The sequence below is a fragment of the Parafrankia sp. BMG5.11 genome, from assembly GCF_004337455.1.
Genome location: NZ_SJXI01000044.1, coordinates 1 through 25,511 on the forward strand (window position 1 = coordinate 1; position 25,511 = coordinate 25,511).

A 25,511-nucleotide genomic window follows, 5' to 3' on the forward strand; every position below is an offset into this window, starting at 1 on the left:
GACCTGCTCGGCCGCGCCCGCAAGGTCGTCATCACCAAGGACGAGACCACCATCGTCGAGGGTGCCGGCGACGCGGACCAGATCGCGGGGCGGGTCAGCCAGATCCGCAACGAGATCGAGAAGTCCGACTCCGACTACGACCGCGAGAAGCTCCAGGAGCGCCTGGCCAAGCTCGCCGGCGGCGTCGCGGTCATCAAGGTCGGCGCGGCCACCGAGGTCGAGCTCAAGGAGAAGAAGCACCGCATCGAGGACGCCGTCTCGAACGCGAAGGCCGCGGTCGAGGAGGGCATCGTCGCCGGCGGTGGCGTCGCGCTCCTGCAGGCCGCGACCAGCGCCTTCGAGAAGCTCGACCTCTCCGGCGACGAGGCCACCGGTGCGAACATCGTCCGTCTCGCCCTGGAGGCGCCGATCAAGCAGATCGCGTTCAACAGCGGTCTCGAGGGCGGCGTCGTGGTCGAGAAGGTGCGCAACCTCCCGACCGGGCACGGCCTGAACGCGGCGACCGGCGAGTACGTCGACATGGTCGCCACCGGGATCATCGACCCGGCGAAGGTCACCCGCTCGGCGCTGCAGAACGCCGCGTCGATCGCCGGCCTCTTCCTCACCACCGAGGCCGTCATCGCGGACAAGCCGGAGAAGGACAAGGCCCCGGCCATGCCGGGCGGCGGCGGCGAGATGGACTTCTGAGTCCTCTCCCCCACGCTCTCTGGCGAGCACAGAAGGGCGGTTCCGGCCATGGCCGGGGCCGCCCTTCGGCGTTTCCGGGCAGCCCGGGGCCTCTTCCGCCGGCAGCCCGGAAGCTCGAGCGGGGACGGTGGTCCGGGGGCGTGGTGGTCCGGGGGGCGTGGTAGTCGGTCACCCAGCCGCCGGGTGGGAGGTGCCACGGCGGCGGGTGACCGCCCGCGGGATGCGCCGATTGGGGACGGAGCCGGCGCGGTCAGTTCCCGCGGTGCGAGGCGTCCCCCACGGAATCTCCCTCCAGCCGCTCCCAGGCGGCCGGAGAAGGGATACCGCAAAGAGTCGCCCCGGTCGGTCCCGGGCCGGATGAGCCAGCCCTGATCGACTGGACGTGAAGTTACCAGGGAGTAATTAGATCAACAAGAGGTCGGCGCTTCACCAGGACATAGATCACGGGTATGAAATCGACCTTTCTGGACTTAGGCCCCGTTATCGGACCGCTTCTCCCACACCGAAGGAGCCAGTGCGGCAAGCACCATCGGGTGCTCGGCGGTCCGAAGCGCCCGGCCCGGACGACCCGGACAATCCGTGGGCGTCCCAACCTCGCCGCGCGGCCGCAAGTCCGTCCACGGAGGATCATCGGGGGAGCACTGGCAGACGACAACCGGACGGCTGCGCCCCGGCGCGCCGACGTGCGTCATCGGCGGGTCGACACCCACACCTTCGACAGCGGACGGAGCAACAGGCACGATGAGCACTGTGGTTCAGGCTCCCACCCCACTGCGATCCCACCGCCCGACCCTTACGCTGCCGGCCCCACCGGTGTCCGTCGCGGATCTCGACGCGACGGCCCTGGAGGACGCGCGCGTCGAGGTGCTCGACGGGCTGTGTGTCACCCGCCCCTGGCCGACTCCGCTGCGGGCCCGGGTCACCGATCGGCTGCGGGCGCTGCTCGCCCAGGCGGCGACTTCGGGCGCACAGGTGTTCACCGGCGTCCAGGTCGAGCTGTCGCCCCGGTGCCTGCTCGTGCCGGACGTGGCCGTGGTCGCGGTCGGCGACCCCGACCGGCGGCGGATCACCGAGACGCCGTTCGGCGTGGTCGAGGTCGCCGACGCCAGCACCCGCCGCTATGACCGCACGCTGAAGCTCGACGTGTACCGGGAGCACGGGGTCCCCGTGTGCTGGCTCGTCGACCCGGATTCGGCGACGATCGAGGCGTTCGAACTGGTCGGCCGCGACTACGTGCCGGCCGGCATCGTGTGCGGCGACGAGGAGCTCAGCGTCCTGCGGCCGTTCCCGGTGACGGTGACCCCGGCCGAGCTCATCGACCCGCCCGACGACTGACCATCCCGGCCGTCAGGCCACGTCGGTCGGCCGACGTGGGTCAGGCCACGTCGTCGGCGTCGACGATGGTGTAGGCGTAGCCCTGCTCGGCCAGGAAGCGCTGACGGTGCGCGGCGTACTCCTGGTCGAGGGTGTCCCGGGAGACCACGGTGTAGAAGTGCGCGGAGCGGCCGTCCGCCTTGGGCCGCAGCACCCGGCCGAGGCGCTGGGCCTCCTCCTGGCGGGAACCGAAGGTGCCGCTGACCTGGATGGCCACCCCGGCCTCCGGCAGGTCGATGGAGACGTTGGCGACCTTCGACACGACCAGCGTCGTGATCTCGCCGGTCCGGAAGGCCTCGAAGAGCCGCTCGCGTTCCTTGTTGCGAGTGGAGCCCTGGATCACCGGCGCGTCGAGCAGGCGCCCCAGCTCGTCGAGCTGGTCCAGGTAGGCGCCGATGACCAGCACCCGGTCGTCGGCGTGGCGCTCGACGAGCCGGCGCACGACCAGGCTCTTGCTGTGCGCGGTGGAGCAGACCTTGTACCGCTCCTCCGGCTCGGCGACGGCGTAGGTCATCCGCTCGTCGTCGGTGAGGGTGACCCGGACCTCCGTGCACTCCGCCGGCGCGATCCAGCCCTGGGCCTCGATATCGCGCCACGGAGCGTCGTAGCGCTTCGGCCCGATGAGGGAGAACACGTCCCCCTCGCGGCCGTCCTCGCGGATGAGCGTGGCGGTCAGCCCCAGGCGACGGCGGGACTGGATGTCCGCCGTCATCCGGAAGACCGGGGCGGGCAGCAGGTGGACCTCGTCATAGACGATCAGGCCCCAGTCACGCGCGCCGAACAGCTCCAGGTGCAGGTACTCGCCCTTCCGGCGGGCCGTCATCACCTGGTACGTGGCGATGGTGACGGGACGGATCTCCTTACGCTCGCCGGAGTACTCGCCGATCTCGTCCTCGGTCAGCGTGGTCCGCCGCAGCAGCTCGGTGCGCCACTGCCGACCGGCGACGGTGTTGGTGACCAGGATCAGCGTGGTCGCGCCGGCGCGGGCCATCGCCGCGGCGCCGACGACCGTCTTGCCCGCGCCGCTGGGAAGGACCACGACACCGGAGCCGCCCTCCCAGAAGCCGGCCACCGCGCCCTTCTGGTAGTCCCGCAGGGACCACCCCTCCTCGCGCAGCACGATCTCGTGCTTCTCGCCGTCGACGTAGCCGGCGAGATCCTCGGCGGGCCAGCCGACCTTGAGCAGCGCCTGCTTGAGCCGGCCGCGCTCGGACGGGTGCACGATCACGGTGTCGTCGTCGACCCGGGCGCCGAGCATCGGGGCGACCCGCTTGGACCTGGTCACCTCGGTGAGGACGGCCCTGTCCAGCGCGCGCATCACCAGGCCGTGCACGGGGTCGTTCTCCAGCCGGAGGCGCCCGTAACGGTCCATCGTGTCGGCGACGTCGACCAGCAGCGCGTTCGGGACGGCGTACCTCGAGTAGCGGACGAGGGCGTCGACGACCTGCTCGGCGTCGTGCCCGGCCGCGCGGGCGTTCCACAGCGCGAGCGGCGTCACCCGGTAGGTGTGCACGTGCTCGGGCGAGCGCTCCAGCTCCGCGAACGGCGCGATCGACGCCCGTGCCTCCGGGGCGAGCGGGTGATCGACCTCCAGCAGGAGGGTCTTGTCCGACTGGACGATCAGGGGACCATCCGGCAAGCCGCCACCGCCTTCCGCGTGTTCCGCGCCACCGCGCCCGTCGGTACGACCGGCACCCGTCGATACAACCGGCGGCGGCAGGTACCCTCCGTCAGCCCGCCGCGCAGTCACCACGGGCCCGCCACCAGCGTACGGGTACGACCCGACCGGTCAGCGCGGGCCGGGCAGGTCGTCGGCCGCCGGCGGAACCACCCAGTCGCCGACGTCGGGCACCGGCGGGCCGCCGAACGGGTCGTCGATGTCGGCCACCCCGGTCACCCGGTGCAGGGCGAAGCGGCGGGGAGCCTCGCTGCGCTCGTCCCACGCGGTGAGCCAACCGCCCTCCAGCAGCGTCGGGCGCACGACCCGGTCGCTGGGAGTCCCCTGCTGGTTGACATAGCCGAGCAGGACGCGCCGGCGGTCCCGGACCGCGCCCTGCAGCATCACCAGGATCACCGGGGCGGAGCGTGCGAGCCCGAGCTGCGCCCCCGCGGCGTCCTGAGCCGCCCGCGCGGCGCGGGTGCTGTCGTCGCCCCGGCGCACCAGACGGACGACGTCGCGCAGCTGGTTCGACCTGGTCGGGACGGACTCCGCGGCGGGCGGGCGGGCGCGGGCGGGGGTGCGGTACGCCTCCGGGCGGGCCAGCACAATGCGCCCGTCCGGGGCCTCCGCCACCGGGGCGAAACCGGCCGCGCGCAGTCCTTCCAGCAGGTCGGACACCGGCAGGGAGGAGATGACGATCGTCGGGGCCACCCGGCGCATCGCGAGGGCCTGGGTGCGCCGGGACGCGACGACCTCGGTGAGCAGCGCGGTGTCGTCGCAGCGCAGGTAGGAGGCGGCCGGCCCGGACCGCAGCCGTCCGTGCCGGCGGGCCGTGTCGTCGATCAGGTAGGTCAGCGACTGCGGGACGCCGCCACGGGCGAGGTGGCCCAGCAGGTCGTGGAGGTCGTCGGCGGAGCTGCCGGCGTCCATCGCGCGCCGCAGCGAGCTCTCGGTGAAGCGGTACACGGTGGCCGCGCCCGCGGACTCGATGTCGGCCATCCGGGACAGTTCGGCGGCGACCCGCGGCACGAGCGGGCCGGGGGCGACGGCCGTCAGGTCGGTCTGGATGAGCAGTTCCTCGACGGGTTCGGGCAGCAGCGGGGCCATCGCGTCGGCGAGCAGGCGACACAGCCCCTCGTCGGCCGCCGGGGACCTGCCGGAGCCACGCCCCGGGTCGTCGGCCTCGGCGGCGGCGAGCCGGCGCGCGACGAGCCGCCCGAGGGTGCTGGGCGCGCCACGCCCGGTGAACCCGACCACCTCGGCCTCGGTGAGCGTCCCGCCGATCATCCCGTCGAGCAGCGGGCCCGTCCGGCGCGGGGAACGCCAGGCCAGGCGGGCGCGCACCGACTCGGGGGTGGGCGCGACGCCCTCCGCCGCGGCGGCGACGGCGCGCAGCACATCGGCGCGCAGGTCCGGGGCGCCGGGACGGCGGGCGTCGAGGGACATCGCGGCGATCTGCCGGCCGCGCTCGTCGCGCCCGCCGACCAGCCAGGCCGCCGACGGCGAGCGCAGCCACCCTTCGGCGAGGACGGCCCACCGCATGGCCACCGTCTCGGTGCACCACCGGTCGTAGACGTTGGTCGGCACGAACTGGACGTCGGTGCCGGGTGTCAGGTCGACCAGCCCGGCCGCGGCCGCCGCCTCGATGACGACGGCCGCCTCGGTCTCGGGGACGTCCATCAGCCGGGCGCTGTTCTTGAGGTCGCGCACGCTGAGCCCGCCGGTGCGCAGCGGGGTGACCGGGGTGCTCCCCCAGGCGGTGAGCAGCGTGGTGACCGCGCGGACCAGCGCGTCGGCGGCCAGCGCGGCGGCCGGGTCGACGGCGCCCGCCCCCACCTCGCGGCCGGTGACCTCAGGCGGCTCGGGATGCAGCGGCCCGGCCTGGTCGGCGCCGCGCAGCACCAGGCCGACCTCCCTGGGCAGCTCGACGGTGCCCGGCTCGATGCCGATGAGCAGCCCGCGGGCCAGCAGCTCCTCGACGGGGCTGCGGGCGGAGGACACACTCAGCAGACGTTCGGCGTCGCTGGTGGCACCCAGCGCCGGGCCGGCAGCGAGCCGTTCGGCCAGCCGCCGCGCCCGCGCCGAGCACCCGTCGAGCAGGGCGGCGACGCGGTGGGGGTCCGCGAAGGCGGCCGACACCATCTCGATCATGCTCTCGCGCCGGACGGGATGGCTGCCGGCACCAAGGTGGAATTCGGAGTCGAGATCGAGATCGGAGTCGTCCGAGTCGCCGAGGCCACCCGAGCTGGCGGACAACCCGTCGGACACCGCGTCGGGCAGCCCCACGGCCGCCGCCAGCCGGGCGAGCTGCGCCTGCCGGTAGCCGGCCAGGCACGCCCGCACCGGCCGCCCCAACCCGAGCGGACGCTCACCCAGCAGGTCGAAGGCGACGCCGACCAGGCGCAACGCCTCGTCCGGGCCCCAGACGACGAGTCGCTCCCGCAGGCTCTCGAGGGCGGCACGCAGGTCGAGCCCGCCGCAGAAGGCGGTCAGCTCGGCCACGGAGACCGGGCTCGGCAGCAGCGTCAGCGCCTGGACGACCTCGAGGGTGAAGGTGTCCAGCCGCTCCAGCGCCCGGCTCACGCTGCCGCGGATCTCCAGCCGCGCCGCGAGGATGTCGAAGTCCGGCGGGGGCGGGGTGGCGAGATCGGGCCGGAGTCTGAACAGCCGGACCAGGGTGTCGTCCGGCAGGGCGCGCAGCCAGTGGGCGAGCGTTCCGGGCGGGCCCGGGACCCGGCCTGTCGACGGGGACATCCTGATGACGGTAGCCGCCTCGCCGGACGGGGTGTAAGCGCGGACCTGCCCGGAGGCCGCCTGCCCGGAGCCTGGCGTGCCGACGGTTTCCCACAGCTCAGCGGCACTGTCGGTTGGATCGAGGGGGTCCGTTCGCGGATCGGTCACCGGAGGCGGTCGACCTGGTCCACGACGACCGAGAGGTGGTTGTCGCGGGCCCAGTCCGCCATGCGGGACAGGCTGCCCTGATCGCCGGGCAGCGCCAGCACACGGCCCACCGAGACACCGATGACGATCATCGCGCCGACCAGGACAATCTTGACCAGCGTCAGCACGGGGTTCCGGCGGCGCCGGGGGGCGGGCACGTCCGCCTCGTCGGGGTCGTGGTCGAACCGACGGGGCAGCTCGTGCAGTTCACCCGGCCGGCGGTAGCCCTCGTCCGGCACCCCGCGGTACCCCGCGCCCGGTACGGAGTACCCGTCGGGGAGATGATCGGCGACCCGCTCCTGGTAGCCCGTGGTGCTAACGGGCTCCAGCCCGGCCGCCCTCCGCGGCGCCGGCCCGGCCGCTCTCACGGGCCCCGGCCCGGCCGCTCTCACGGGCGCTGGTCCAGCCGCTCTCACGGGCGCTGGTCCAGCCGCTCTCACGGGCGCTGGTCCAGCCGCTCTCACGGGCGCTGGTCCAGCCGCTCTCACGGGCTCCAGCCCGGACGGCCTCGCGGGGCCCGGCGGCCGGCCCACCGACGGCCGCGTCGTGAGCTCGTCATCGTCCACCCCGGACGAGAAGGGCGGCGGCGTCCGGTCACGCCGGGGCCCGGGGGGCTGCGGCCTGACGGAGCGCGGGCCGGCGGGGGCCGGCCTTACCGGGCCGTCCGTAGCCGGCGCGGTCACCATGTCCGCGGGGTCGAATCCGGACGGATCGCCGCCGGTACGACCGGCTCCCGGAGAGCCGTAAACCGGCGGACCATAACCGACCGGACCGTGGCTTGGCGGGCCATCAGCCGGTGGGCCGTAACCCGGCGGGAAGCCGTCCGGCGAGAAGCGGGAAGAGCTCGGGGCGGCCGGTTGCGGCGGAACGGGCGGGGGTGCCGCGCCCGGGTCTGTTCGCGGGCCGCCGGTGCGCAGGTTCCCGAAGGTCACCAGGCGGGCGCCGGCCTGCCGCGGACGGCCCACCCCGACCGACTGCGTGGGATTACTGACAGCCCCCCCGGAACGGCCCGCCCCAGGCCGCGGATCGTCCTCGAAGGGGACGTGGTCCGTGCCGCCACCTGCACCAGCCCGGCCCGCACCGGGCTCGGCGGGAGAACCCCGGCCTTGAGCGACCACGCCCGCACCTTCCCGTCAGACGCCCCCCGACCTGGTCGATCCGTTCAACCTCGGCCGTGCCACGCCCACCACGCGAACCCGACAACGTAGCCACGACGACGAGACCGACGATGACGGCGACATCCACAACCATGACACTCAGGACAGGTTCTGCCGCACCCTGGGCAAGTCGAGCTACGCACGCCGTTGGTCGAGGTAGATCCGAGCAACCTCATCCCAGAGTAGCCCGGCCAATCACGCAATGGACAAGCGCCCAGGCAACAGCGAGTTACGGCCGGCGAAACCGGCGACGGAACCCGGCAGGGTCACCGCCGAAGTGAGCCGAAGTGAGTTGTCCGCTCAGTGGTCGCGGATTCGGCAGACGCGCTCGAGGACGAGCCCACCAGCCAGCAGGACCACCGTCGCGCCCAGGCCCAGGCCGGCGGCCAGCGCGTCCCCGCCCGCCGTGCCGAACTCGTCGGTCCGCGGGGCGGTGTAGGCGAGCAGGGCCGTCCACCCGCCGGCCAGCACCGCGGCGACGACCGACGTCGCCTTGGCGAGCGCCGCGAGGCGGGCGACGGTCAGCGGCAGGATCGGGCGGGTGCCCGGCCGGCCGGCGAGGCGGCGGCGGGTCAGCGACGCGGTCTGCAGCTCGATCAGCCCGACCAGCAGTACCGAGACGGACGCCGTCGCCGGCAGCTGCGGGAGCGACTGGTAGCTCCACCACAACAGCGCGTAGACGAGCGCCCCCACCGCCACCGCGATCGCGAGGAGATCACGGATGTGGGTCGGTCTCACCGACCGAGCCCGTGCGGGGTGCGCCGGAGCGCGGCCGCTCCCGGCACCGCTGAGAGGCGCGCGACCAGCTCCGCCACCCGGCCGTGCCCGGGCAGCATCGCGTCCGGTTCGACGTCCAGCCAGGGGACGCAGACGAACAGGCGTTCGTGCGCCCGCGGGTGCGGCAGCAGGATCTCCGGATCGTCGCTGAGGGTGTCGCCGCAGGCGATGATGTCGACGTCCAGCGTGCGGGGGCCCCAGCGGATGGTGCGCTCGCGCGCGGCGGTCCGCTCGGCGGCGCGGGCCGCGGCGAGCAGGTCGTGCGGCGGCGCGGCGCCGACCAGGACGATCGCGTTGAGGTAGTCGTCCTGCTCGGGGCCGCCGACCGGCTCGGTCTCGTACACGGCGGAGACGGCGAGCACGCCCAGCCCGGCGTCCAGGTCGCGGACGGCGCCCCGCAGGTGGGCGAGCCGGTCGCCGATGTTGGAACCGATGGCGACCACCGCGTGCCCCGCGCCCGCACCCGCACTCGCGCCCGCGGCGGACGGCCCGGCGGCCATGGCGACGTCCCGGGAGCGCGTCGCGGCCACCTCCCGGGAAGGGCCCGTGGTCACGGCGGCGTCCCGGGAGCGGGCCACCGTCACGGCGACGTCCGTGAACGCGACGGTGATCGGGGCGGCGGGCTTGTGCACGGTCACCTCGGCGGCGGCCACCCGCGGGTCGGCCGCCAGGCAGGCCCGGACCAGCCGGTGCGCCAGGGTCTCGATCAGCTCGACGGGCTCGCCGGCGACGATGTCGGCGAGGGCCTGCGCCAGCTCGCCGTAGTGCACGGTGAGGGTGAGGTCGTCGGTGGCCGCCGCCGGGCCGGTGTCCAGCCAGAGCGTGGCGTCGACGACGAAGAACTGCCCGAGCTCCCGTTCCGCGGGCAGCACCCCGTGCCGGCCGTGCACGCGCAGGCCGGTCAGGGCGATCCGGTCGAGCCGGGCCGCGTCTGCCGCTGCACCGCCCGCCGGGACACCGCCGGTCGGAGCGGTCATCGGGATGGTCCAGCCGCGGGGGCGCTACCGGACACGGCCGCGCGGGGCCGGCCGGCCCCGGAGGCGCGGGCGGCCTGCTGCCAGGCCCGCACCACGCGGACGGCGTCCACCGCGGGGCGGACCGCGTGCACCCGCACCGCCCAGACCCCGGCGTCCGCCAGCAGAGCGGTCGTGGCCTGGGTGGCGTCGTCGCGCTCGTCCGGCGGGCGGGGCAGCTCGCCCGGGCCGCTCACCGCCGCGCCGAGGAACGACTTGCGCGAGGTGCCGACGAGCAGCGGCCGGCCGAGGGAGGCGACGGCGCCGAGGTTCGCCAGCAGCGCCCAGTTGTGCGCCGGCGTCTTCGCGAACCCGATGCCCGGGTCGATGATCACCTTGTCCTCCGCCACGCCGGCCGCCAGGACGACGTCCAGCCGGGCGGCGAGCTCGCCCACCACGTCGGTCACCACATCGTTGTAGACCGCGTGGGCGGCCATGTCCGTGCTGGACCCGCGGGAGTGCATCAGCACGTAGTGGACGCCGCGGTCGGCGACGATGTGCAGCAGCTCCGCGTTCCGGCCGCAGGAGACGTCGTTGACCAGCAGGGCGCCGGCGTCCACGGCCGCGGAGGCGACCGAGGCGCGGCTCGTGTCCACGCTCACCGGGACGCCGGCCGAGGCGAGCTGGGCCACCACCGGGAGCACCCGGCGCAGCTCCTCGCTGGCCACCACGCGCGGCGCTCCGGGACGGGTCGACTCGCCGCCGACGTCGATGACGTCCGCACCCTGCTCGATCATGAGCTGCGCGGCCCGGACGGCGTCGTGCGGATCCGGGTAGGCGCCGCCGTCGGAGAACGAGTCCGGTGTGACGTTGACGACGCCCATCACCCGGGTCGGGGCGTCCGGGGCGAACAGGTTGTCATGGGGTCCGGTCATCGGCTGGCCGTCCCGCCGCCGGCTCGGCCGGCCGCAGGCCACGCCGATGCCACGTTTTCCGATGCCACGTTCTCCGTCGCCGCGCGGGGCGCCACGGCGCTGCGCTGGAGCCCGGACGGTGCCGGCAGTCGCCGGTAGCTGTACCCGTAGACGGGACGGAACCCGCGTCGGGCGTAGAGCCCGCGCGCCACCACGCTGTGCCGCTCGACCTGGAGGTAGGCGCGCTCGGCCCCCCGCGCCCCGGCCCAGTGCGCGAGCTCGGCGAGCGTGCGGCCGGCGACGCCCACGCCACGGGCGGCCGGGAGGGTGGCCATGCTGTAGATCCCGAGCCAGCTGCCGTCCAGGACCCCGCGCCCGACGCCGACCGGACGGCCGTCGACGAAGACCGTCACGTAGCGCTGGGGCAGCTCCATCGCGCGAACCACCGCGAGCGTGCCGACGCGCTGGCCGGCGAACGTGGCCAGGACGTCCCCCGCCACCGCGAGCCAGCGCTCGTCGGGCAGGTCGGCGGCGGCGGACTCGACGCGGCGGTCGGCGCCCGGCCCGCCCGCCGGCCCGGGGCGGTGCTCCGCGGCGTCCGGTCGGGGCGCGCGCAGGGCGGCCAGGGGAGCGACGCAGACGTCGGTCGGGCCGCCGTCGTCATAACCCGCGGCGTCCAGCGCGTCGAGCAGGCCGGCGGGCCGGACCACCGGGGTGATCTGGAACGTCGGCGGCAGGCCGGCCGCCGTGTAGAAGGAGTGGACCGCGCGCAGCGCCGCGGCCAGGTCGGGGACGTCGCCGCGGGCCCACACCGAGTTACCCCGGCGGGAGGAGCCCGCAGACTCCCGCAGCACCCACCCGCCGTGGGTCCGCTCGCGCAGCGGCGGCCAGGCGCGGTGTGCGACCTCCTCAAGCTCGCGGGCCAGCTCGACGTCCTCCGGGGGCAGCACGCGCTTCGGCGCGACCAGCGCATCGCCACCCGCGACACTCGCCGGATCAGCGGTCACGGGGCCCCCGGACGCGCAGCCACCCCGGCGCGCCCGCCACGCGACGGGTTCTCGTTTCCGGGTGGCCGGAGACACCGGACGGGCACGCCGGCACACCTCGGGGCCACCTCGCGGACACTTCGACCACGAGGATGAGGCTACCGAGCCGGCTCCCCCGAACGGGACCACCGCCGACGCGGACGGCATCATCGGCCCGCCGGCACGCCCCGGCGCCACGATGAGCGGCGACACGGCGACTCCGAGTGGCATCGCGGGGGTCCTGGACGGCACGAACGGCCTGGCAGGCCGCTCGGCCGGTGCCACCGAGCCCGCCCGCCCGCGCGAGGCCACCGGACCACGCGAAGTCGCCGCGCCGGCGGCCGCCGGCGCGGCGCGCGGGTCCGTCCGGAGACGACCGATCGCCATGCGTCCCACCCACACTCAGAAAACGGGAGCTTCGTCACTCCTGGACGAAAACGGGAGCTTCGTCACTCCTGGACACGCGCGAGCGGCCGGGGCGCCCAGTGGGCTCGACCGACCCGACCCAGCGACCGACCGACAGGCCGATCACGGACGAAGATAAAACGTTATAGATACCCCACAAGGGAAAGAACATCGCGCGGGGACCGATCCTCAGAGTAGATCCTTCGCCGGAAGCTTCCACGGCGGGCCAGCTCAACTCGCCCCACAAACTCCCATGTTTCGGACATTCCTCACACAAACTGACCAAGCCACATGTCTGTGACGCAAGGTCGTCACTTTCTGACACGCAAGCGCCGTAGCATCGGCATGTGCACCCGACAACCGCACCCGCCGTCCGGCGATGTCATCCGCACGACGCAATCGTTGGACGGCCATCCGCACGAGCATCGGCGTTCGCACGTGATGAGCACCAGCCCGCCGGCCACCCGGCCCCGGTTGATCGCGGCCCCGCACCAGGACGACGAGCACGATCACCGTGGTCCGTCCGGTGCCCTTGCATCGATGCCTCGCCGCGGTCGGTTTGCTGTCACTAGCTTGACAGTGCAAGGTCACGAACGCCCATCGTGACGCACAGGAGGGATCAGGGCATGCCGCAGTCGGACGGACTCCCACCGCTGGCAGCGCCGGCATTCGACGAGATCTTCATCCCCCCGGCCCGCACTCCCCCGGACGACCGGCCCGAGGACTACCCGGCCGAGCCCCCGCGCCGGCAGGTGCCGGAGGACACGACCGAGCACCCAGAGCACCCAGAGCTCCCCGGGCGCCTCCGCGCGGCCGCCCCGCCGCCCCCAACCCCCGCCCCAGCTGGCGATATCCGCTCCGCGGGCGAGGCCTGGTCCGCGGAGGAGATCCGCTCCGCGGGCGAGCGCGAGGTGGCGGGGGCCACCGCTGACCGCAGGCGGTTCCACCGGTGCGCGGGGGCCGCCGTCGTGGGCGCGCTGCTCGCCCAGAGCCAGATCATGGAGGTGGCGGACGTGCTCGCGGCCAGCCCGGTACAGCTCGCCCTCGAGCGCGCGAACGAGGCGCTGGGCGAGCTGGTCAACACCCACGAGGTGGTCCCCCCCGCCCACGTGCGCGCGCGCACGGCCCGGCTCCGGCGCGGCCTGGAGCGGCTCGGCCGCCGGTCCATGGCCACGGAGGACTCCCGCCGGCTGCTCGTGCTCGCCGGCCGGGTCGCGGTGCTCGGCGCCGACGCGGCCTTCAAGCAGGGCGACGTCGCCTCCGCCCGCCAGCTCACCGCCGACGGCTACGCGGCCGGCCTCGAGGCCGGCGACGGCCCGCTGTGCGGCTCCGCGCGCGAGGTCGGGGCCGTCAACGAGTTCTACGGCGGGCGTCCCGGCGAGGCCCTGCGCCTCGCCCGGGACGGCCTGCGGCACGTGGGCTCCGGCCCCGTCCGGGCCCGGCTGGTGTGCCAGGAGGCCCGCGCGCTGGCGGCGATGGGAGACGTCCGCGGCGCGGCCGGCAGCCTCGACCACGCCTACGACCTGGCCGACGCCATCCCGGCGGACCGCTGGGGCCGGCCTGGACCCAGCTTCGACACGTTCCACCCGGTCGAGGTCTCCTACAACGCGACCACCGCGCTCTGCCTGCTCGGCCGGCCGCGTGCCGCCCAGGAGCACGCCGAGCTGGCGCTGCCGAAGCTGGACGCGATGAACGCGCCCGGCTTCCGGTCGGTGATCCGGTTCGACCTCGCCCTGGCGATGGCCCGCCAGGGCCGGCTCGAGCTCGACGGCGTCTGCGAGCTCGCGACCGACGCGATCGGCATCTCCTGGGGGCGCACGGTCGCCTCGGTCTCCAGCCGGGCCGACCAACTGCTCGCCGCCACCACCCCGCACGGCGAGGTGCGCCAGGTCAGGGAGCTGGCCGCACTCGTGCGGGAATGGCAGCGCTCGGCATCGGGCCAGCGCCCTGATCCCGGCGCCGTCCCGGCACCGACACTGGATCTCTAGTACTGGTGCCGGGCGTGGCCGGCCCGCGCTCGGAGGCCGATCCGTGGATCCCGAACCAGGTGTCGCCGGGCGCTTCAGCGCGCAGCGGTCGCGGCGCGCGCTCGGTCGCATCTGTTCGAGCGTCGGCCTGGACGACCGCGACGCCGAGCCGATCAAGCTGACCGTGAACGCGGTGTACCGGCTGCCCCGCGAGGCGGCGGTCGTGCGCATCGCCAGCTCCACCGCGATGAACCACCGGGTCGAGAAGGTCGTGCGGGTCGCGCGCTGGCTCGCCGAGCACGAGATGCCGGCGGTCCGGCTGTTCCCCGGCCTGTCCGCCCCGATCACCGTGGACGGGCACGTCGCCACCGTCTGGGTCGACGCGGCCCCTCCCACCGGCGCGCCCGCGGCTCCCGGCGGGGCCGGTGGAGCCGCTGGCGCCCGGGATCTGGCGGCCATCCTGCGCCGGCTGCACGCCCTGCCACCGCCCGATCCGCCGCTGCCGGTGTGGGACCCGCTCGACGACGTCCGGCGGCGACTCTCCGACGCCGAGGGGCTCGGCGTCGACGACCGGCGGTTCCTGGAGAATCTCGCGCTGCGGGTGGACGAGGCGCTCGCGACCGTGCGGTACGCGTTGCCGCGCACCGTCGTCCACGGGGACGCGCACCTGGGCAACCTCATCCGGTCGGCGACGGGCGAGGTCGTGATCTGCGACTTCGACGCGACCTGCCAGGGGCCGGCGGAGTGGGATCTTGTCCCGGTGGCGGTGGGCACGCTGCGCTTCGGCCGCCCGCCCACGCCGCAGCTCGAGCTGGCCCGCGCCTACGGATTCGACGTCACCGCCTGGGAGGGGTTCGGGGTGCTGCGCTCCGTGCGCGAGCTGAAGCTGGTGACGAGCGTCGTCCCGATCCTCGCCAGCAGCCCGACGGCCGCGGCCCAGTTCGCGGTCAGGGTGGGCAGCCTCCGCTCGGGCTCCGACCAGACGGTCTGGACCCCTTATCGCTGACGTCAACGCCGGTGCCGGCGCTGGTGGAGGGCCTCGGAAGCGGCAACACGGCGCGGCCGCCCGCGGCCGACCGTCACCCGCAGCGGTCCGCCCCCGGCGGCGGACCGCTGCCCGCCGTTGCCCTGGCAGCATCGGCCCATGGACTCCGAACGCCTCCGGACGCTGCTGAAGGCCGTGTCGAGCGGCCAGGTCGATCCCGAGGATGCCGCCGCGGCGCTGATCGCGGGGCCGCTCGGCGGCGACGGCTCGGGTTTCGCCGACCTCGGCTACGCGCGCGTGGACACCCACCGCGGGATCCGCACCGGTGATCCTGAGGTGGTCTACGGCGCGGGCAAGACCGCGGCGGAGACGGTCGGCATCGTCGAGACGCTCCGCCGGGCCTCGGGAGTCGGGACGCCCACGCTGGTCACCCGGGCCGGAGCGGCCACCGTGGCGGCGCTGCGCGAACGCTGGCCCGACGCGCGGGTCAGCTCCTCGGCTTCGGCCTCGGCCTCGGCCTCGGGCGACGAGCGGCCGGCGACGGTGGTAGTCGGCCCGCTGCCGGAGCCCCGCGGCCGGGTCGTGATCGTCGCCGCCGGCACCTCGGACGCACCCGTCGCCGAGGAGGCCGCCATGACGGCGGAGGCCGCCGGCGCGGGTGTGGAGATGGTCCGCGACGTCGGTGTCGCCGGCCTGCACCGCGTCCTGGCCGCGCGGCCGGTCCTGGACAGCGCCGACTGCCTGGTCGTGATCGCCGGAATGGAGGGCGCCCTGCCGAGCGTGATCGGCGGGCTGGTCGGCGTACCCCTGGTGGCCGTGCCGACCAGCGTCGGGTACGGCGCGAGCTTCGGCGGGCTCGCGGCCCTGCTGGGAATGCTCACCTCCTGCGCACCAGGCATCGCGGTGTGCAACATCGACAACGGGTTCGGCGCGGGCCTGTTCGCCGCCCGGGTCGCCCGCCGGGCCTAGTACCGAGTCGGAACCGACTCGGCGCCACGACCACTCTCGCCTGTTCCTCTCGCCCCGGTGCCGAGCCGAGCCGCCGGGCCGGTGCCGAGGCCCAGGGCCGTCGGCAGCCCGCGGCCCGGACCCGGACCCGGACCCGGCGGGTGCGGCCCTGGGCAGGCGGGATACCGCCATCCGACGATGCGTGGCGGCTGGGTGAGTCCTGGCTGTCACTCAACCGCCGCGGTGGCTCGGCACCGTGCGCAGGGACCTGGCCGGCGTGCATATCTATCGCCTCCAGGGCCCCAGGACTCCTGCACACACCGCCGGCCCGACGACGCGGCCACCAACGGCGAGGCCCTTCGCAAATACCGACGCACTGCCGGCTCCCGAACGCGACCGTGACAGGCCGTGCCGTCACGACCCTCCGACTCATGTCATCCTGGACCGACTCTCGTCGTTGACGGCCCGAACGGAGGAGCCGGGCTGGACAGTGTGCCGGGGCAGGGTTGACCGTGTGATTTCGCCGCACGGCGGCCGTTCATCTCAGGCGGGATCATGAGTACTCGATCATGAACAGGACCGACGACATCGGTGGCGGGGACCGCCCGTCGCCTCGGGACGGCATGTCCGTTGTCGAGGTGACCGGCCCGCAGGACGCTCACCGACACGACGCCCACCGGCAGAGCGCTCACCGGCAGGACGCGGCCGCATCCTACGGAGGAGCCTCGTCCTACGACGTGTCGGCGATCCACTCACCGCCGCCCGGCAGCGGGCCGTACGACGGCGGACCGCACGACGGAGCGGCCCGGCACAGATCGCCGTACGGCAACCACTCGCGTGACGCCCGGCCGCAGGGGTGGTCCGTTGGTGGTCCGGACGACGCCATCGAGGTCGGAGGCCCGGAAGGCTTCAACGATCCGCCGCCGTGGGCACAGCGCCAGCACCAGACACCGGGCTCGCCGCAACACCAGACACCGGGCCCGCCGCCCGCCGTCGATCCCGGGCGACAGATCTGGGCCGGCGACCCGCCGCCGCCCGCGGCGGTGCCCGTCGATCCCTGGCGGGACGGCGCCGCTCCCGCGCCGTCGTACGGCCGGGAGCGCCCCGGATCATGGCAGCAGGCCCGCGGCGACCGCCCGGCGGCACCCATGCCGCCCGTGCCACCGCCCACCGAGGCCATGCGGCCCCCGCCTCCGCCCACCGAAGCGATGGGGCCCTCACCCGCGCCCACAGAGGCGGTGCGGCACTCGCCCCCGCCCACGGAGGCCATGCGGCCGCCACCCCCGCCCACCGAGGCCATGTCGCTCGGGCCGGCGACCGAGGCCATGTCGCTCCCGCCCCCCACGGGAGGACTGCCGCTCGGGTCGCTCCCCGGGCCGCCGGCGCCGGGGATCGACACCTGGCCGTCGATCCGCCCGGCCTTCCGCGACCCGACTCCTCCACCGCCCCCGGCGGAGCAGCCGCCCCGGCCGGGCCACGTGATCGACGGCGTGGCCACCCGGACGTTCGACCCGATCCACGACCGGTTTCCCCCGGCCCCCGGCACCGCTTCCCGACCCGGCCCCACCCCGGTCGAGACGACCGGGGAGTACCGACCGTCCACGCTCTACCCGGCTCCGCCCCCGCCGCCGGGCGCCACCGGGGCCTCGCCGATCCCGCGAACCGACCCGCACACCTCCGGCCGGGTCGCGTCCTGGTTGCGCGATCCGGTGGGGCCACCCGCGCTGCCGCCGGCGCGCCCGCAGTCGGCCCCGCCGCCCGGCCCGGCGGGCACCGGCCCCGGGCTGTACCACGACGACGCCCCGGACCAAGCCGGCCGCGGCTGGGGCCACGGGTTCCACAGCGGCCCGGCCTACGGTGCCGGGATGCCCGGCTCCGAGATCCACGGCTCCGAGATCGACAGCGCCGGGATCAACAGCGCCGGAATGCGCGGCGTCGACGTGCGCAGTGCCGAAATGCACGCTGCCGAAATGCACGCTGCCGAGATGCACGCTGCCGAGATGCACGGCATCGAGGTGCGCCATGACCCGATGCCTGGTGACCGGGTCGACGCGGACGACGTCCACGACAGGTCCTGGCCGCGGGAGCAGACCTGGCCACCCGACGAGTACGGGCCGCGCGGTGACCCGCGCTACGACGACCCGCGGTCCGGCACGGGGCTGCCCCCCGCCGCCCTGTTGCCGGCGTCGCCGGACACCGCGTCCCGTGGCTGGCGGCGACTGGTCTACCAGGTGTCGGCCGGCGCGCTCAATCCCGGCCCGTCCCCGGACGAGGCCCGCTACCGGCGTCTGCTCGCCCGGATCCGCACCCCCCTCGACGACTGCCACCGCATCGCGGTGCTGTCCCTCAAGGGCGGCGTCGGCAAGACCACGACGACGGTCTCGCTCGGGTCCACCCTGGCCAGCCTGCGCGGCGACCGGGTCGTGGCGATCGACGCGAACCCCGATCGGGGGACGCTCGGCGTCCGGGTCGAGCGGACGACCCGGCACACCGTCCGCGATCTGCTCGCCGACGCCGATCAGCTGCACCGTTACGTGGACGTCCGCCGGTACCTGTCGCAGTCGGCGTCACGGCTGGAGGTGCTCGCCTCCGCCAGCGATCCGGAGATCTCGGACGCCTTCGCAGACGAGGACTACCGGGCGGTCGACGACCTGCTGCAGCGGCATTACTCGATCCTGCTGACCGACTGCGGCACCGGCATGCTGCACAGCGCGATGCACGGGGTGCTGGAGCTCGCCGACACGCTGGTGATCGTGAGCAACGCGAGCGCGGACGGCGGCGCGAGCGCCAGCGGCACCCTGGACTGGCTCGACGCGCACGGCTACAACGACCACGTCAGCGAAGCCGTGACCGTGATCTCGATGTTCCCCCAGCAGGGTGAGACGGTGGACGTCGACGCGCTCGAGGACCACTTCGCGTCACGGACCCGCCAGGTCGTCCGGGTGCCGTTCGACCCGCATCTCGCCAGCGGCGGGCACATCGTCCTCGACGAGCTCCGGCGGGAGACCCGCCGGGCCTACGAGGAGATCGCCGGAGCGGTGGCCGAGCGCTTCGGCTGACCCGTCCGGTGGCGGGCCACCCGGAAGCCGTCCGGAGCGCCGCCGGGTGGGGGCCACCGTGAGAGCCGCCGGTCAGGCCCGCCGCCGTCGTGACGGGCACCGTGTGGGACGCCCTGCCGGGCGTCAGCGGCCCAGCGCAGCGATGACGGCGGCCATGCCGGGCCGGCGCAGCTGGCGGGCGATCGTGGAGCGGCCCTCGATGATCCGGCCGAACAGCCCGAACGTGCCCGGTACCCGGGTCATCATCGTGTGCATGAGCGCCGGACGGCGGGTGAACACCGCCAGCACCGACCTGCCCGCGGCGATCTCCGGCCCGAACACGCCCTCGATCCGCGCCGGGTACCGGTCGAGGGCCGTCGGGTCACCGGCCGCGCCGGCGGCGGCGCTGATGCCCGCGAGCCGGCCGGAGCGCAGCGCGAAGGAGATCCCTTCCCTGGTCCACGGGTCGAGCAGGCCCGCCGCGTCGCCGGCGAGAAGCACCCGGCCGCGCCGCAACGGTGAGCCGGCGGCCCGCACCCGCGTCAGGTGGCCGGAGTCGTGCAGCCGGGGGGCGGCGGTGAGGCCGAGCCGCTCGACGAGCGCGTCGTAGTAGCGGCGCAGTGCGGGCCCGTGCTCCCGGGCGCCGATGACCCCGACCGTGAGCACGTCGCCCTTCGGGAAGACCCACCCGTACGATCCGGGCACCGGGCCCCAGTCGAGCAGCATCCGGCCGGACCACTCGCCGGCCACCGGGGCGGGCACCTCGAACTCGCCCTCGAGGCCGACGTCCACCTGGTCGCAGGTGACGCCGACGTGCGTGCCGGCCCGGCCCGAGGTGCCGTCGGCGCCGACCACCACCCGCGCCCGCACCGCCGGCCCGGACCGCACCTGGACGACCACCTCACCACGCCCGGGCTCGGCCGTGCCCTCCTCGCGCAGCCCGGTCACGTGCACACCGGTGCGGACCTCCGCACCGGCCGCCTTCGCCGAGTCGAGCAGCGCCGCGTCCAGCTCCGAGCGCATCACCATCGACAGCAGCGGACGGCCGTCCTTGCTGCGCCGGGTGACCGGGTGCCGGCCGTCGAGGGTCATCGTGAGCGCGTCCACCCGCGACCGGACGAGTGGAGCGAGATCGATCCCGGCGTGGTCGACGGACAGGCCGACCAGGCCGCCGCCGCAGGTCTTGTACCGCGGCACGGCCATCCGCTCGAGCACGCACACCCGGGCGCCGGCCTCGGCGGCCGCGCGCGCCGCGCTCGTGCCGGCCGGCCCGGCACCCAGCACGACCACGTCAAAGACCGGCGATGGTGGCTCCGGTGGCACGGCCGTCCTATCGGAGGGTGAGCGTGCGCCCGACCACGCCGGCGCGGACCCGCCGCTCCTGCGCGGTCAGTTCCCGCTGATCGTCGAGGGTCTCGCGCAGCGCCGTCCACAGCTGGGCCGCGGGCTTCTCGCAGGAGTCGGCGTCGGCGCCCGGCGCGAGATCCCACACCGGGACCACAAGACCGTCGGCGCGGAACGACCCGACGAACCGCGAGCCCTCGCCGACGCTGAGGCTGCCGGCGGCGGCGAGACGGGCGAGGGCGTCGAGGAGGGCCTCCTCCGTCCGGTCGGCGTCGAGCGGCAGCACCCAGCGCAGGTGCAGCCGGTCGCCGGGGCTGCACCAGTAGGCGGCCGGGACGGAGGCCAACCGGGTCGTCGGCACGACCGTCGCGTTCGCCCGATCCAGGGTCGCCACGACGTCGGCGCTCGGCTCGGCGTCCTCCGACGACGGCACCCACCAGGTGAACCCGGGATGCACGGTGATCTCGAGCGGCGCCGGGTCGAGCAGGTCGGCGAGGCGGGGCAGGTCCGCCAGGCCCCCGGGCAGCCGCTCCACCGCCTGCGGCGCGGACGCCGGCCCGCCGTCCACCACCGTGCCGGGCTTCGCCTCGAGCGCGGCGATCAGCGCGCCGGCGACGTCCGCCGAGGCGTCGAGACCGCCGACGAGGGTCTGCATCGCCAGCAGGATCTCGCCGTCGTCACGGACCACCGCGGGCGCGGCCTGCGGCAGCAGCGTGCCCAGGATGATCCGCCGGTCCGCGTGGCCGGGATGGGCGGCCAGGTGCTCCGCCGACAGGGTCAGGGGCGCGGTCGCGCTGGGGACGAACTCGCGCAGCGCGACCAGGTCCGGCTCGTCCGCGCGGCCCGCGAACGGGCGCAGCACCGGGGCCGCCCGGCGGCGCTCCCCATGGCAGGCCTTGTACCGGCGGCCGGAGCCGCACGGGCAGGGCTGGCGGGGGCCGACCGCCGGTACGTCAGCGAGAGCGGTGGCGGTGGCGGATCCGGGACGGCTGGGTGTCGTTCGGCGGGCGATCGCGAGCCTCCGGGGTCGGGCCCGAGGCGCCGAGCGCCGTGCGGGGCGGGTCGATGACGATGTCGGTGCGTTTGCCTGGTGCGTTTGCCTGCACCTGGCGCTTGCGCCTGGTGCGTGTGTGCTGGTGCGTGTGTCGGCGCGAGCGCCGGCGCGGCCGGCGCGGCCGGCGCGGCCGGCGGCGAGGATCGCCGACGGTTATTCGTGCGGTAAGGCTAGGGCATGCACGGCCGGTGTCACGTTCGACATGCGCCGCCGGTGCGCGACTCCCACCCAGCAGCCATCACCGGCGACATTCCGTGTGCGTGCCGACGCGTTCACGCAGACAGGCCCGCTGCGCTGACGTTCCACCCGAACGGCATCAATCCAGGTATTCAACTGGTCGCTTTAGGTGACCAACATGGGGGTTCAACCCCTACTCCTCCGAGTTAACCCTCTCCGACCTGGGAGTTTTCCCTTCGATCAGCATGCGTGGAGGTGGTTGCGAGGTCTCGGGCCGGCCCGGTGAGGGCACGATGGAGGCACAGGCCCTCCAACGCGGATCGCCGGACCGGACGACCAGCGTCCATATGAGGCACACAGGCGAACCACACAGGGCGGTTGACGGGTGGCGAAGGTCATCGTTGCAGGTGGCGGGATCGCGGGTGTCGCGTGCGCGCGCGAGCTGCGGGCGCGGGGCATCAGTGTCGAGGTGCGCGACCGCGGCCGGGTGATCGGCGGCCGGATGGCCTCGCGCTGGATCGACGGCCGGATCGTCGACGCCGGGGCGTCGTACTTCACCGCGCGCAGCCCAGAGTTCATCGAGGTCGTCGACGATTGGCTCATCCGTGGTCTCGTCCGCCCCTGGACGCACCGCTTCCCGGTGATCGACGGCCCGTCGGCGACGCTGTCCGAGCCGGTGCCGGGCCCGCTGCGGTACGCCGCCCCGCACGGCATCCGCTCGCTGGTCGCCGACCTCGCCACCCGCGGCGGCCTGCGGGTCTCGCAGTCGTCCCCGATCAGCATGGTGCGCCCGGGGCCGGTGGTGGACGGCGAACCGGTGGACGCCGTCGTCCTGGCGATGCCCGATCCGCAGGCCCTGCGCCACCTCGACCCCGATCTCGACACGGAGCGCACGGAGCTCATCGGACGGCGGTGGTCCCCGGCGCTCGCCCTGCTCGCGGGCTGGGAGGCCCGAGGGTGGCCCCCACTGGACGGCGCCTTCGTCCACGGCGACCCGACCCTCGCCTGGATCGCCGACGACGGCCGCCGGCGCGGCGACAACGCGCCCGTTCTGGTGGCGCACTCCACCGCGGAGTTCGCCGCCGGCCGGCTGACGGACCCGCGAGCGGCCGCCGGCGACCTCACCGCGGCCCGCCGCCGGCTCCTCGGCATCCCCACCGACCCGGCCTGGACATACGTCCAACGCTGGACGTTCGCTCGCCCCGAGCAACCACGGGAGCGGACCTACTTCCTCGGCCAGGCTCGGGTGGGGCTGGCCGGCGACGGCTGGGGCGAGCCCCGGGTCGAGTCCGCCTGGCGGTCGGGCACCGAGCTCGCCCGGGCGATCGCCGAGGAGGTCGGATGATCCCGCGTGACGCCCGGCCGGGTCGCGCCGGCGGAATGCCTCCGATTGATGTCCGGTAGGCGGGGTACACCGAGCGATATGGAGATCAAACTCAGTCTGTCGCTCCCCCGTGATGAGATCTCCATTCCGATCGTCCGCCGTATTTGCACACAGGCACTGAAGGTTCTCGGTGTTTCACAAGAATGCATCGACGATGTCGAGCTTGCATTGACCGAAGCGTGTGCGAACGTGCTCCTCCACGCCACGGCGGACGACGAGTACGAGGTGTCGGTCGGCGTGGACAACCAGGTCGCGGCGATCGAGGTCGTCGACCACGGCGGGGGCTTCGACGCCCTGGCGGCCTTCGACGGCAGCGGAATCCCTGTCCGGGAGGATGTCGACGTCGCGTTTCACAACGGCGTTGACCCGGATGAGGCGAATCCCGGCGACGCGAATCCGGACGGGGCGGTTTCACGCACCGGTGCCTGGGTAACGCGCACCAGTCCCGGCCAGCCGCGGCAGGACCAGTCGAATCCCGACCAGCCGTATTCCGACCAGCAGTGGCTCGAACAGGTGCCCACCGACGCCGTCCCGGAACAGGGCCGTGGGATCTTCCTGATGCGCGCGCTCATGGATCACGTGCAGTTCCACACCGTGGACGGACCACACCCGGGCACCCGGGTGCATCTTGAGAAATTGCTTACCTGGGATGAGAGCGCCCCCGGCGCCCAGCTCGGCCAGGTGCGCTCGAGCCGTGGGCCCTGGTCGGGCCAGCACCGCGACCCCGCCCCGGACGGCGCCTGAGGAGGCACGCTGCCGGTAGGTTGAGACCCCGGCCGCGGCGCGGATCGCGCGGCACCAGGCGCGCGCCACGGCAGATCATCGCGGTGCGTCACCGCGGCTGCCTGGCGGGCGGGTCGAGGACGGTGGTGGGCAGATGGTGGGAGCAGCTGCCGGCGGCGGCGGCGCGGCACGCGCCCCGCGAGTCGGTGTGGTGACCTTCCCGGGTTCGTTGGACGACCGGGACGCCGCGGCGGCCGTGCGCCTCGCCGGCGCCGAGCCGGTGCCGCTCTGGCACGGCGACGACGAGCTGTCCGGGGTGGACGCGGTCGTCCTCCCCGGCGGTTTCTCCTACGGCGACTACCTGCGGGCCGGGGCGATCGCCCGGTTCTCGCCGGTCGTCGGCGCCGTCGTCGAGGCGGCCCGCGCGGGCCTGCCCGTCCTGGGGATCTGCAACGGGTTCCAGGTGCTGTGCGAGGCCGGGCTGCTGCCGGGCGCGCTGACCCGCAATGCGGGGTTGCACTTCGTGTGCCGTGACCAGCGGCTGCGGGTCGCGACCACCAGCACCGCCTGGACCAGCGCCTACTCCCCCGGCGAGGAGATCGTCGTCCCGGTCAAGCACGGCGAGGGCCGCTACGTCGCCGACGCCGCGACCCTGGCCCAGCTCGCCGCGCAGGACAGGGTGGTCGTCCGCTACGTGGGTGGCAACCCGAACGGCTCGGTGGACGACATCGCCGGAGTGTGCAGCGAGAACCGGCGGGTGGTCGGCCTGATGCCACATCCGGAGCACGCCGTCGAGGAGCTCACCGGTCCGGGCACAGACGGCCTGCGGATGTTCACCTCGGTACTCGGCGCGCTGCTCCGCCCCGCCGCCTAGCCCGCCGGCCCCGGCTGGCGGCCCGACTCCTCAACCGTTCTCCTGATCGGCGGCCAGCGAACGCCGCAGGGCGGCGTGCAGGGTGGATGGGGTGAGCACGCCGACCGGCGTGCCGCGCTCCCGTACCTCGACTCTGCCGTCCCCGGTGGCGAGCATCACCGCGAGCGCCTCCCGCAGCGAGGCACCGACCTCCACCCCCGCCAGGGCGTTGGCCCACTCCGCCGGATCGGCCGGATCCGTCAGGTCGGCGCGGCGCAGCGGGGTGACGGACAGGCGCAGCAGCATGCGGTCCGCGCCGGTGAAGTCGGCGACGAACGGGCTGGCCGGGGCACCCAGCACCTGGGCCGGGGTGTCCAACTGCTCCAGGCGGCCGCCCTGGCCGAGCACCGCGACCCGATCACCCAGCCGGACGGCCTCGGCCAGGTCATGGGTGACGAACACGACCGTCTTGCGGATCTCCCGCTGCAGGCGGAGGAACTCCACCTGCAGCCGGTCGCGGGCAATCGGGTCGATCGCGGAGAACGGCTCGTCCATGAGCAGGACGGGCGGGTCGGCCGCGAGCGCCCGGGCGACCCCGACCCGCTGCTGCTGACCGCCGGACAGCTCCCGCGGATAACGCACCGATACGGTGCCGGGATCGAGCCCGACCAGCTCGAGCAGTGCCCGGACCCGCTCCCGGGTCCGCGACCGGCTCCAGCCCAGCAGCCGCGGCACCGTCGCCACGTTGGCGAAGACGGTCTGGTGCGGGAACAGCCCGACCTGCTGGATCACGTAGCCGATCCGCCGCCGCAGCCGCACCGGGTCCGAACGGACGACGTCCTCGCCGTCGACGGTGATCCGCCCGGACGTCGGCTCCACCAGACGGTTGATCATCCGAATGACGGTTGTCTTGCCGCACCCCGACGGCCCTACCAGGCACATCAGCTCGCCGGTGGCGACCGCGAAGGACAGGTCCGCGACGGCGACCGTGCCGTCCGGGTAGCGCTTGCCGACCCCGTCCAAGGTGATCATCGGTCGGGCCGTCGTCTCCACACGCGCTCCGTCCCACAGCCCCCACCGTGTCACCGGAGCAAACAGCGCCGCTCCCGCACCTCATCCCGCTCCCCCGGGTTTTCTACCGGTGGA

At 74.5% G+C, this 25,511-nt stretch carries 19 protein-coding genes; 9 read left to right on the plus strand and 10 right to left on the minus strand.

Annotated elements, in window-relative coordinates; genetic code table 11:
- A partial coding sequence (locus tag E0504_RS27435; protein WP_306769273.1) for a TCP-1/cpn60 chaperonin family protein occupies positions 1-687 on the plus strand: 687 nt, incomplete at its 5' end.
- A gap of 741 nt (positions 688-1,428) precedes the next feature.
- The gene (locus E0504_RS27440; protein WP_012157618.1) at positions 1,429-2,022 is read left to right on the plus strand and encodes a Uma2 family endonuclease; all 594 of its coding nucleotides are present in this window, start codon (positions 1,429-1,431) and stop codon (positions 2,020-2,022) included.
- Positions 2,023-2,062: 40 nt separating this feature from the next.
- On the opposite strand, the gene E0504_RS27445 is transcribed toward E0504_RS27440, so the two are convergent.
- The 7 genes from E0504_RS27445 to E0504_RS27475 form a co-directional block, all read right to left on the minus strand.
- A complete protein-coding gene (locus E0504_RS27445; RefSeq protein ID WP_112109129.1) occupies positions 2,063-3,700 on the minus strand; it encodes a DNA repair helicase XPB in 1,638 nt (545 codons plus the stop codon).
- A 150-nt stretch (positions 3,701-3,850) separates the two neighbouring features.
- A complete protein-coding gene (locus E0504_RS27450; protein WP_131626138.1) occupies positions 3,851-6,475 on the minus strand; it encodes a helicase C-terminal domain-containing protein in 2,625 nt (874 codons plus the stop codon).
- Positions 6,476-6,618: 143 nt separating this feature from the next.
- Positions 6,619-7,029 (minus strand): hypothetical protein, encoded by a 411-nt coding sequence (locus E0504_RS27455; protein WP_112105143.1) that lies wholly within the window; start codon positions 7,027-7,029, stop codon positions 6,619-6,621.
- Positions 7,030-8,118: 1,089 nt separating this feature from the next.
- Positions 8,119-8,556: a DUF3180 domain-containing protein gene (locus E0504_RS27460; RefSeq protein ID WP_071063927.1), complete on the minus strand. Its 438-nt coding sequence runs from the start codon at positions 8,554-8,556 to the stop codon at positions 8,119-8,121.
- Positions 8,553-9,572, minus strand: a complete 1,020-nt coding sequence (folK, locus tag E0504_RS27465; protein ID WP_131626080.1) for a 2-amino-4-hydroxy-6-hydroxymethyldihydropteridine diphosphokinase — start codon at positions 9,570-9,572, stop codon at positions 8,553-8,555. Before folK ends, E0504_RS27460 begins: the two co-directional genes overlap by 4 nt.
- Positions 9,569-10,483, minus strand: a complete 915-nt coding sequence (gene folP, locus E0504_RS27470; RefSeq protein ID WP_071064015.1) for a dihydropteroate synthase — start codon at positions 10,481-10,483, stop codon at positions 9,569-9,571. Before folP ends, folK begins: the two co-directional genes overlap by 4 nt.
- Positions 10,480-11,469, minus strand: coding sequence for a GNAT family N-acetyltransferase (locus E0504_RS27475; protein ID WP_131626081.1), 990 nt, complete (start codon positions 11,467-11,469; stop codon positions 10,480-10,482). The genes folP and E0504_RS27475 overlap by 4 nt, the downstream gene beginning before the upstream one ends.
- Positions 11,470-12,518: 1,049 nt before the next feature.
- Here E0504_RS27475 and E0504_RS27480 point away from each other — a divergent pair.
- The 4 genes from E0504_RS27480 (at position 12,519) to E0504_RS27495 (ending at position 18,851) form a co-directional block, all read left to right on the plus strand.
- Positions 12,519-13,880 carry a hypothetical protein gene (locus E0504_RS27480; protein ID WP_131626082.1) on the plus strand — a complete coding sequence of 454 codons (1,362 nt, stop codon included), beginning with the start codon at positions 12,519-12,521 and terminating at the stop codon, positions 13,878-13,880.
- A 43-nt stretch (positions 13,881-13,923) separates the two neighbouring features.
- Positions 13,924-14,865, plus strand: a complete 942-nt coding sequence (locus tag E0504_RS27485; RefSeq protein ID WP_112105636.1) for an aminoglycoside phosphotransferase family protein — start codon at positions 13,924-13,926, stop codon at positions 14,863-14,865.
- Positions 14,866-15,003: 138 nt separating this feature from the next.
- The gene (gene larB, locus E0504_RS27490) at positions 15,004-15,813 is read left to right on the plus strand and encodes a nickel pincer cofactor biosynthesis protein LarB (RefSeq protein WP_112105637.1); all 810 of its coding nucleotides are present in this window, start codon (positions 15,004-15,006) and stop codon (positions 15,811-15,813) included.
- 548 nt (positions 15,814-16,361) lie between these two features.
- Positions 16,362-18,851, plus strand: coding sequence for an AAA family ATPase (locus tag E0504_RS27495; RefSeq protein ID WP_243657637.1), 2,490 nt, complete (start codon positions 16,362-16,364; stop codon positions 18,849-18,851).
- Between the two features lie 123 nt (positions 18,852-18,974).
- Here E0504_RS27495 and E0504_RS27500 read toward each other — a convergent pair whose 3' ends face one another.
- Both E0504_RS27500 and E0504_RS27505 read right to left on the minus strand, forming a co-directional pair.
- Positions 18,975-20,153: a geranylgeranyl reductase family protein gene (locus E0504_RS27500; RefSeq protein WP_131626083.1), complete on the minus strand. Its 1,179-nt coding sequence runs from the start codon at positions 20,151-20,153 to the stop codon at positions 18,975-18,977.
- Between the two features lie 7 nt (positions 20,154-20,160).
- The gene (locus E0504_RS27505) at positions 20,161-21,186 is read right to left on the minus strand and encodes a DUF5926 family protein (RefSeq protein WP_112109384.1); all 1,026 of its coding nucleotides are present in this window, start codon (positions 21,184-21,186) and stop codon (positions 20,161-20,163) included.
- Between the two features lie 604 nt (positions 21,187-21,790).
- Between E0504_RS27505 and E0504_RS27510 the strand changes: the two genes are divergently transcribed.
- The 3 genes from E0504_RS27510 to purQ all read left to right on the plus strand — a co-directional run bounded on the left by E0504_RS27510 (position 21,791) and on the right by purQ (position 24,386).
- Entirely contained in the window at positions 21,791-22,750 is a 960-nt protein-coding gene (locus E0504_RS27510) for an NAD(P)/FAD-dependent oxidoreductase (RefSeq protein ID WP_131626084.1), read from the plus strand.
- Between the two features lie 6 nt (positions 22,751-22,756).
- Complete coding sequence (locus tag E0504_RS27515) at positions 22,757-23,533, plus strand: ATP-binding protein (protein WP_243657638.1); 777 nt, start codon at positions 22,757-22,759, stop codon at positions 23,531-23,533.
- Positions 23,534-23,666: 133 nt separating this feature from the next.
- Positions 23,667-24,386, plus strand: coding sequence for a phosphoribosylformylglycinamidine synthase subunit PurQ (gene purQ, locus E0504_RS27520; protein ID WP_112109381.1), 720 nt, complete (start codon positions 23,667-23,669; stop codon positions 24,384-24,386).
- 30 nt (positions 24,387-24,416) lie between these two features.
- Here the strand turns inward: purQ and E0504_RS27525 are convergent, their stop codons facing one another.
- On the minus strand, positions 24,417-25,397 hold the full coding sequence (locus E0504_RS27525; protein WP_071064021.1) for an ABC transporter ATP-binding protein: 981 nt from the start codon (positions 25,395-25,397) through the stop codon (positions 24,417-24,419).
- Between the last annotated feature and the right edge of the window lie 114 nt (positions 25,398-25,511).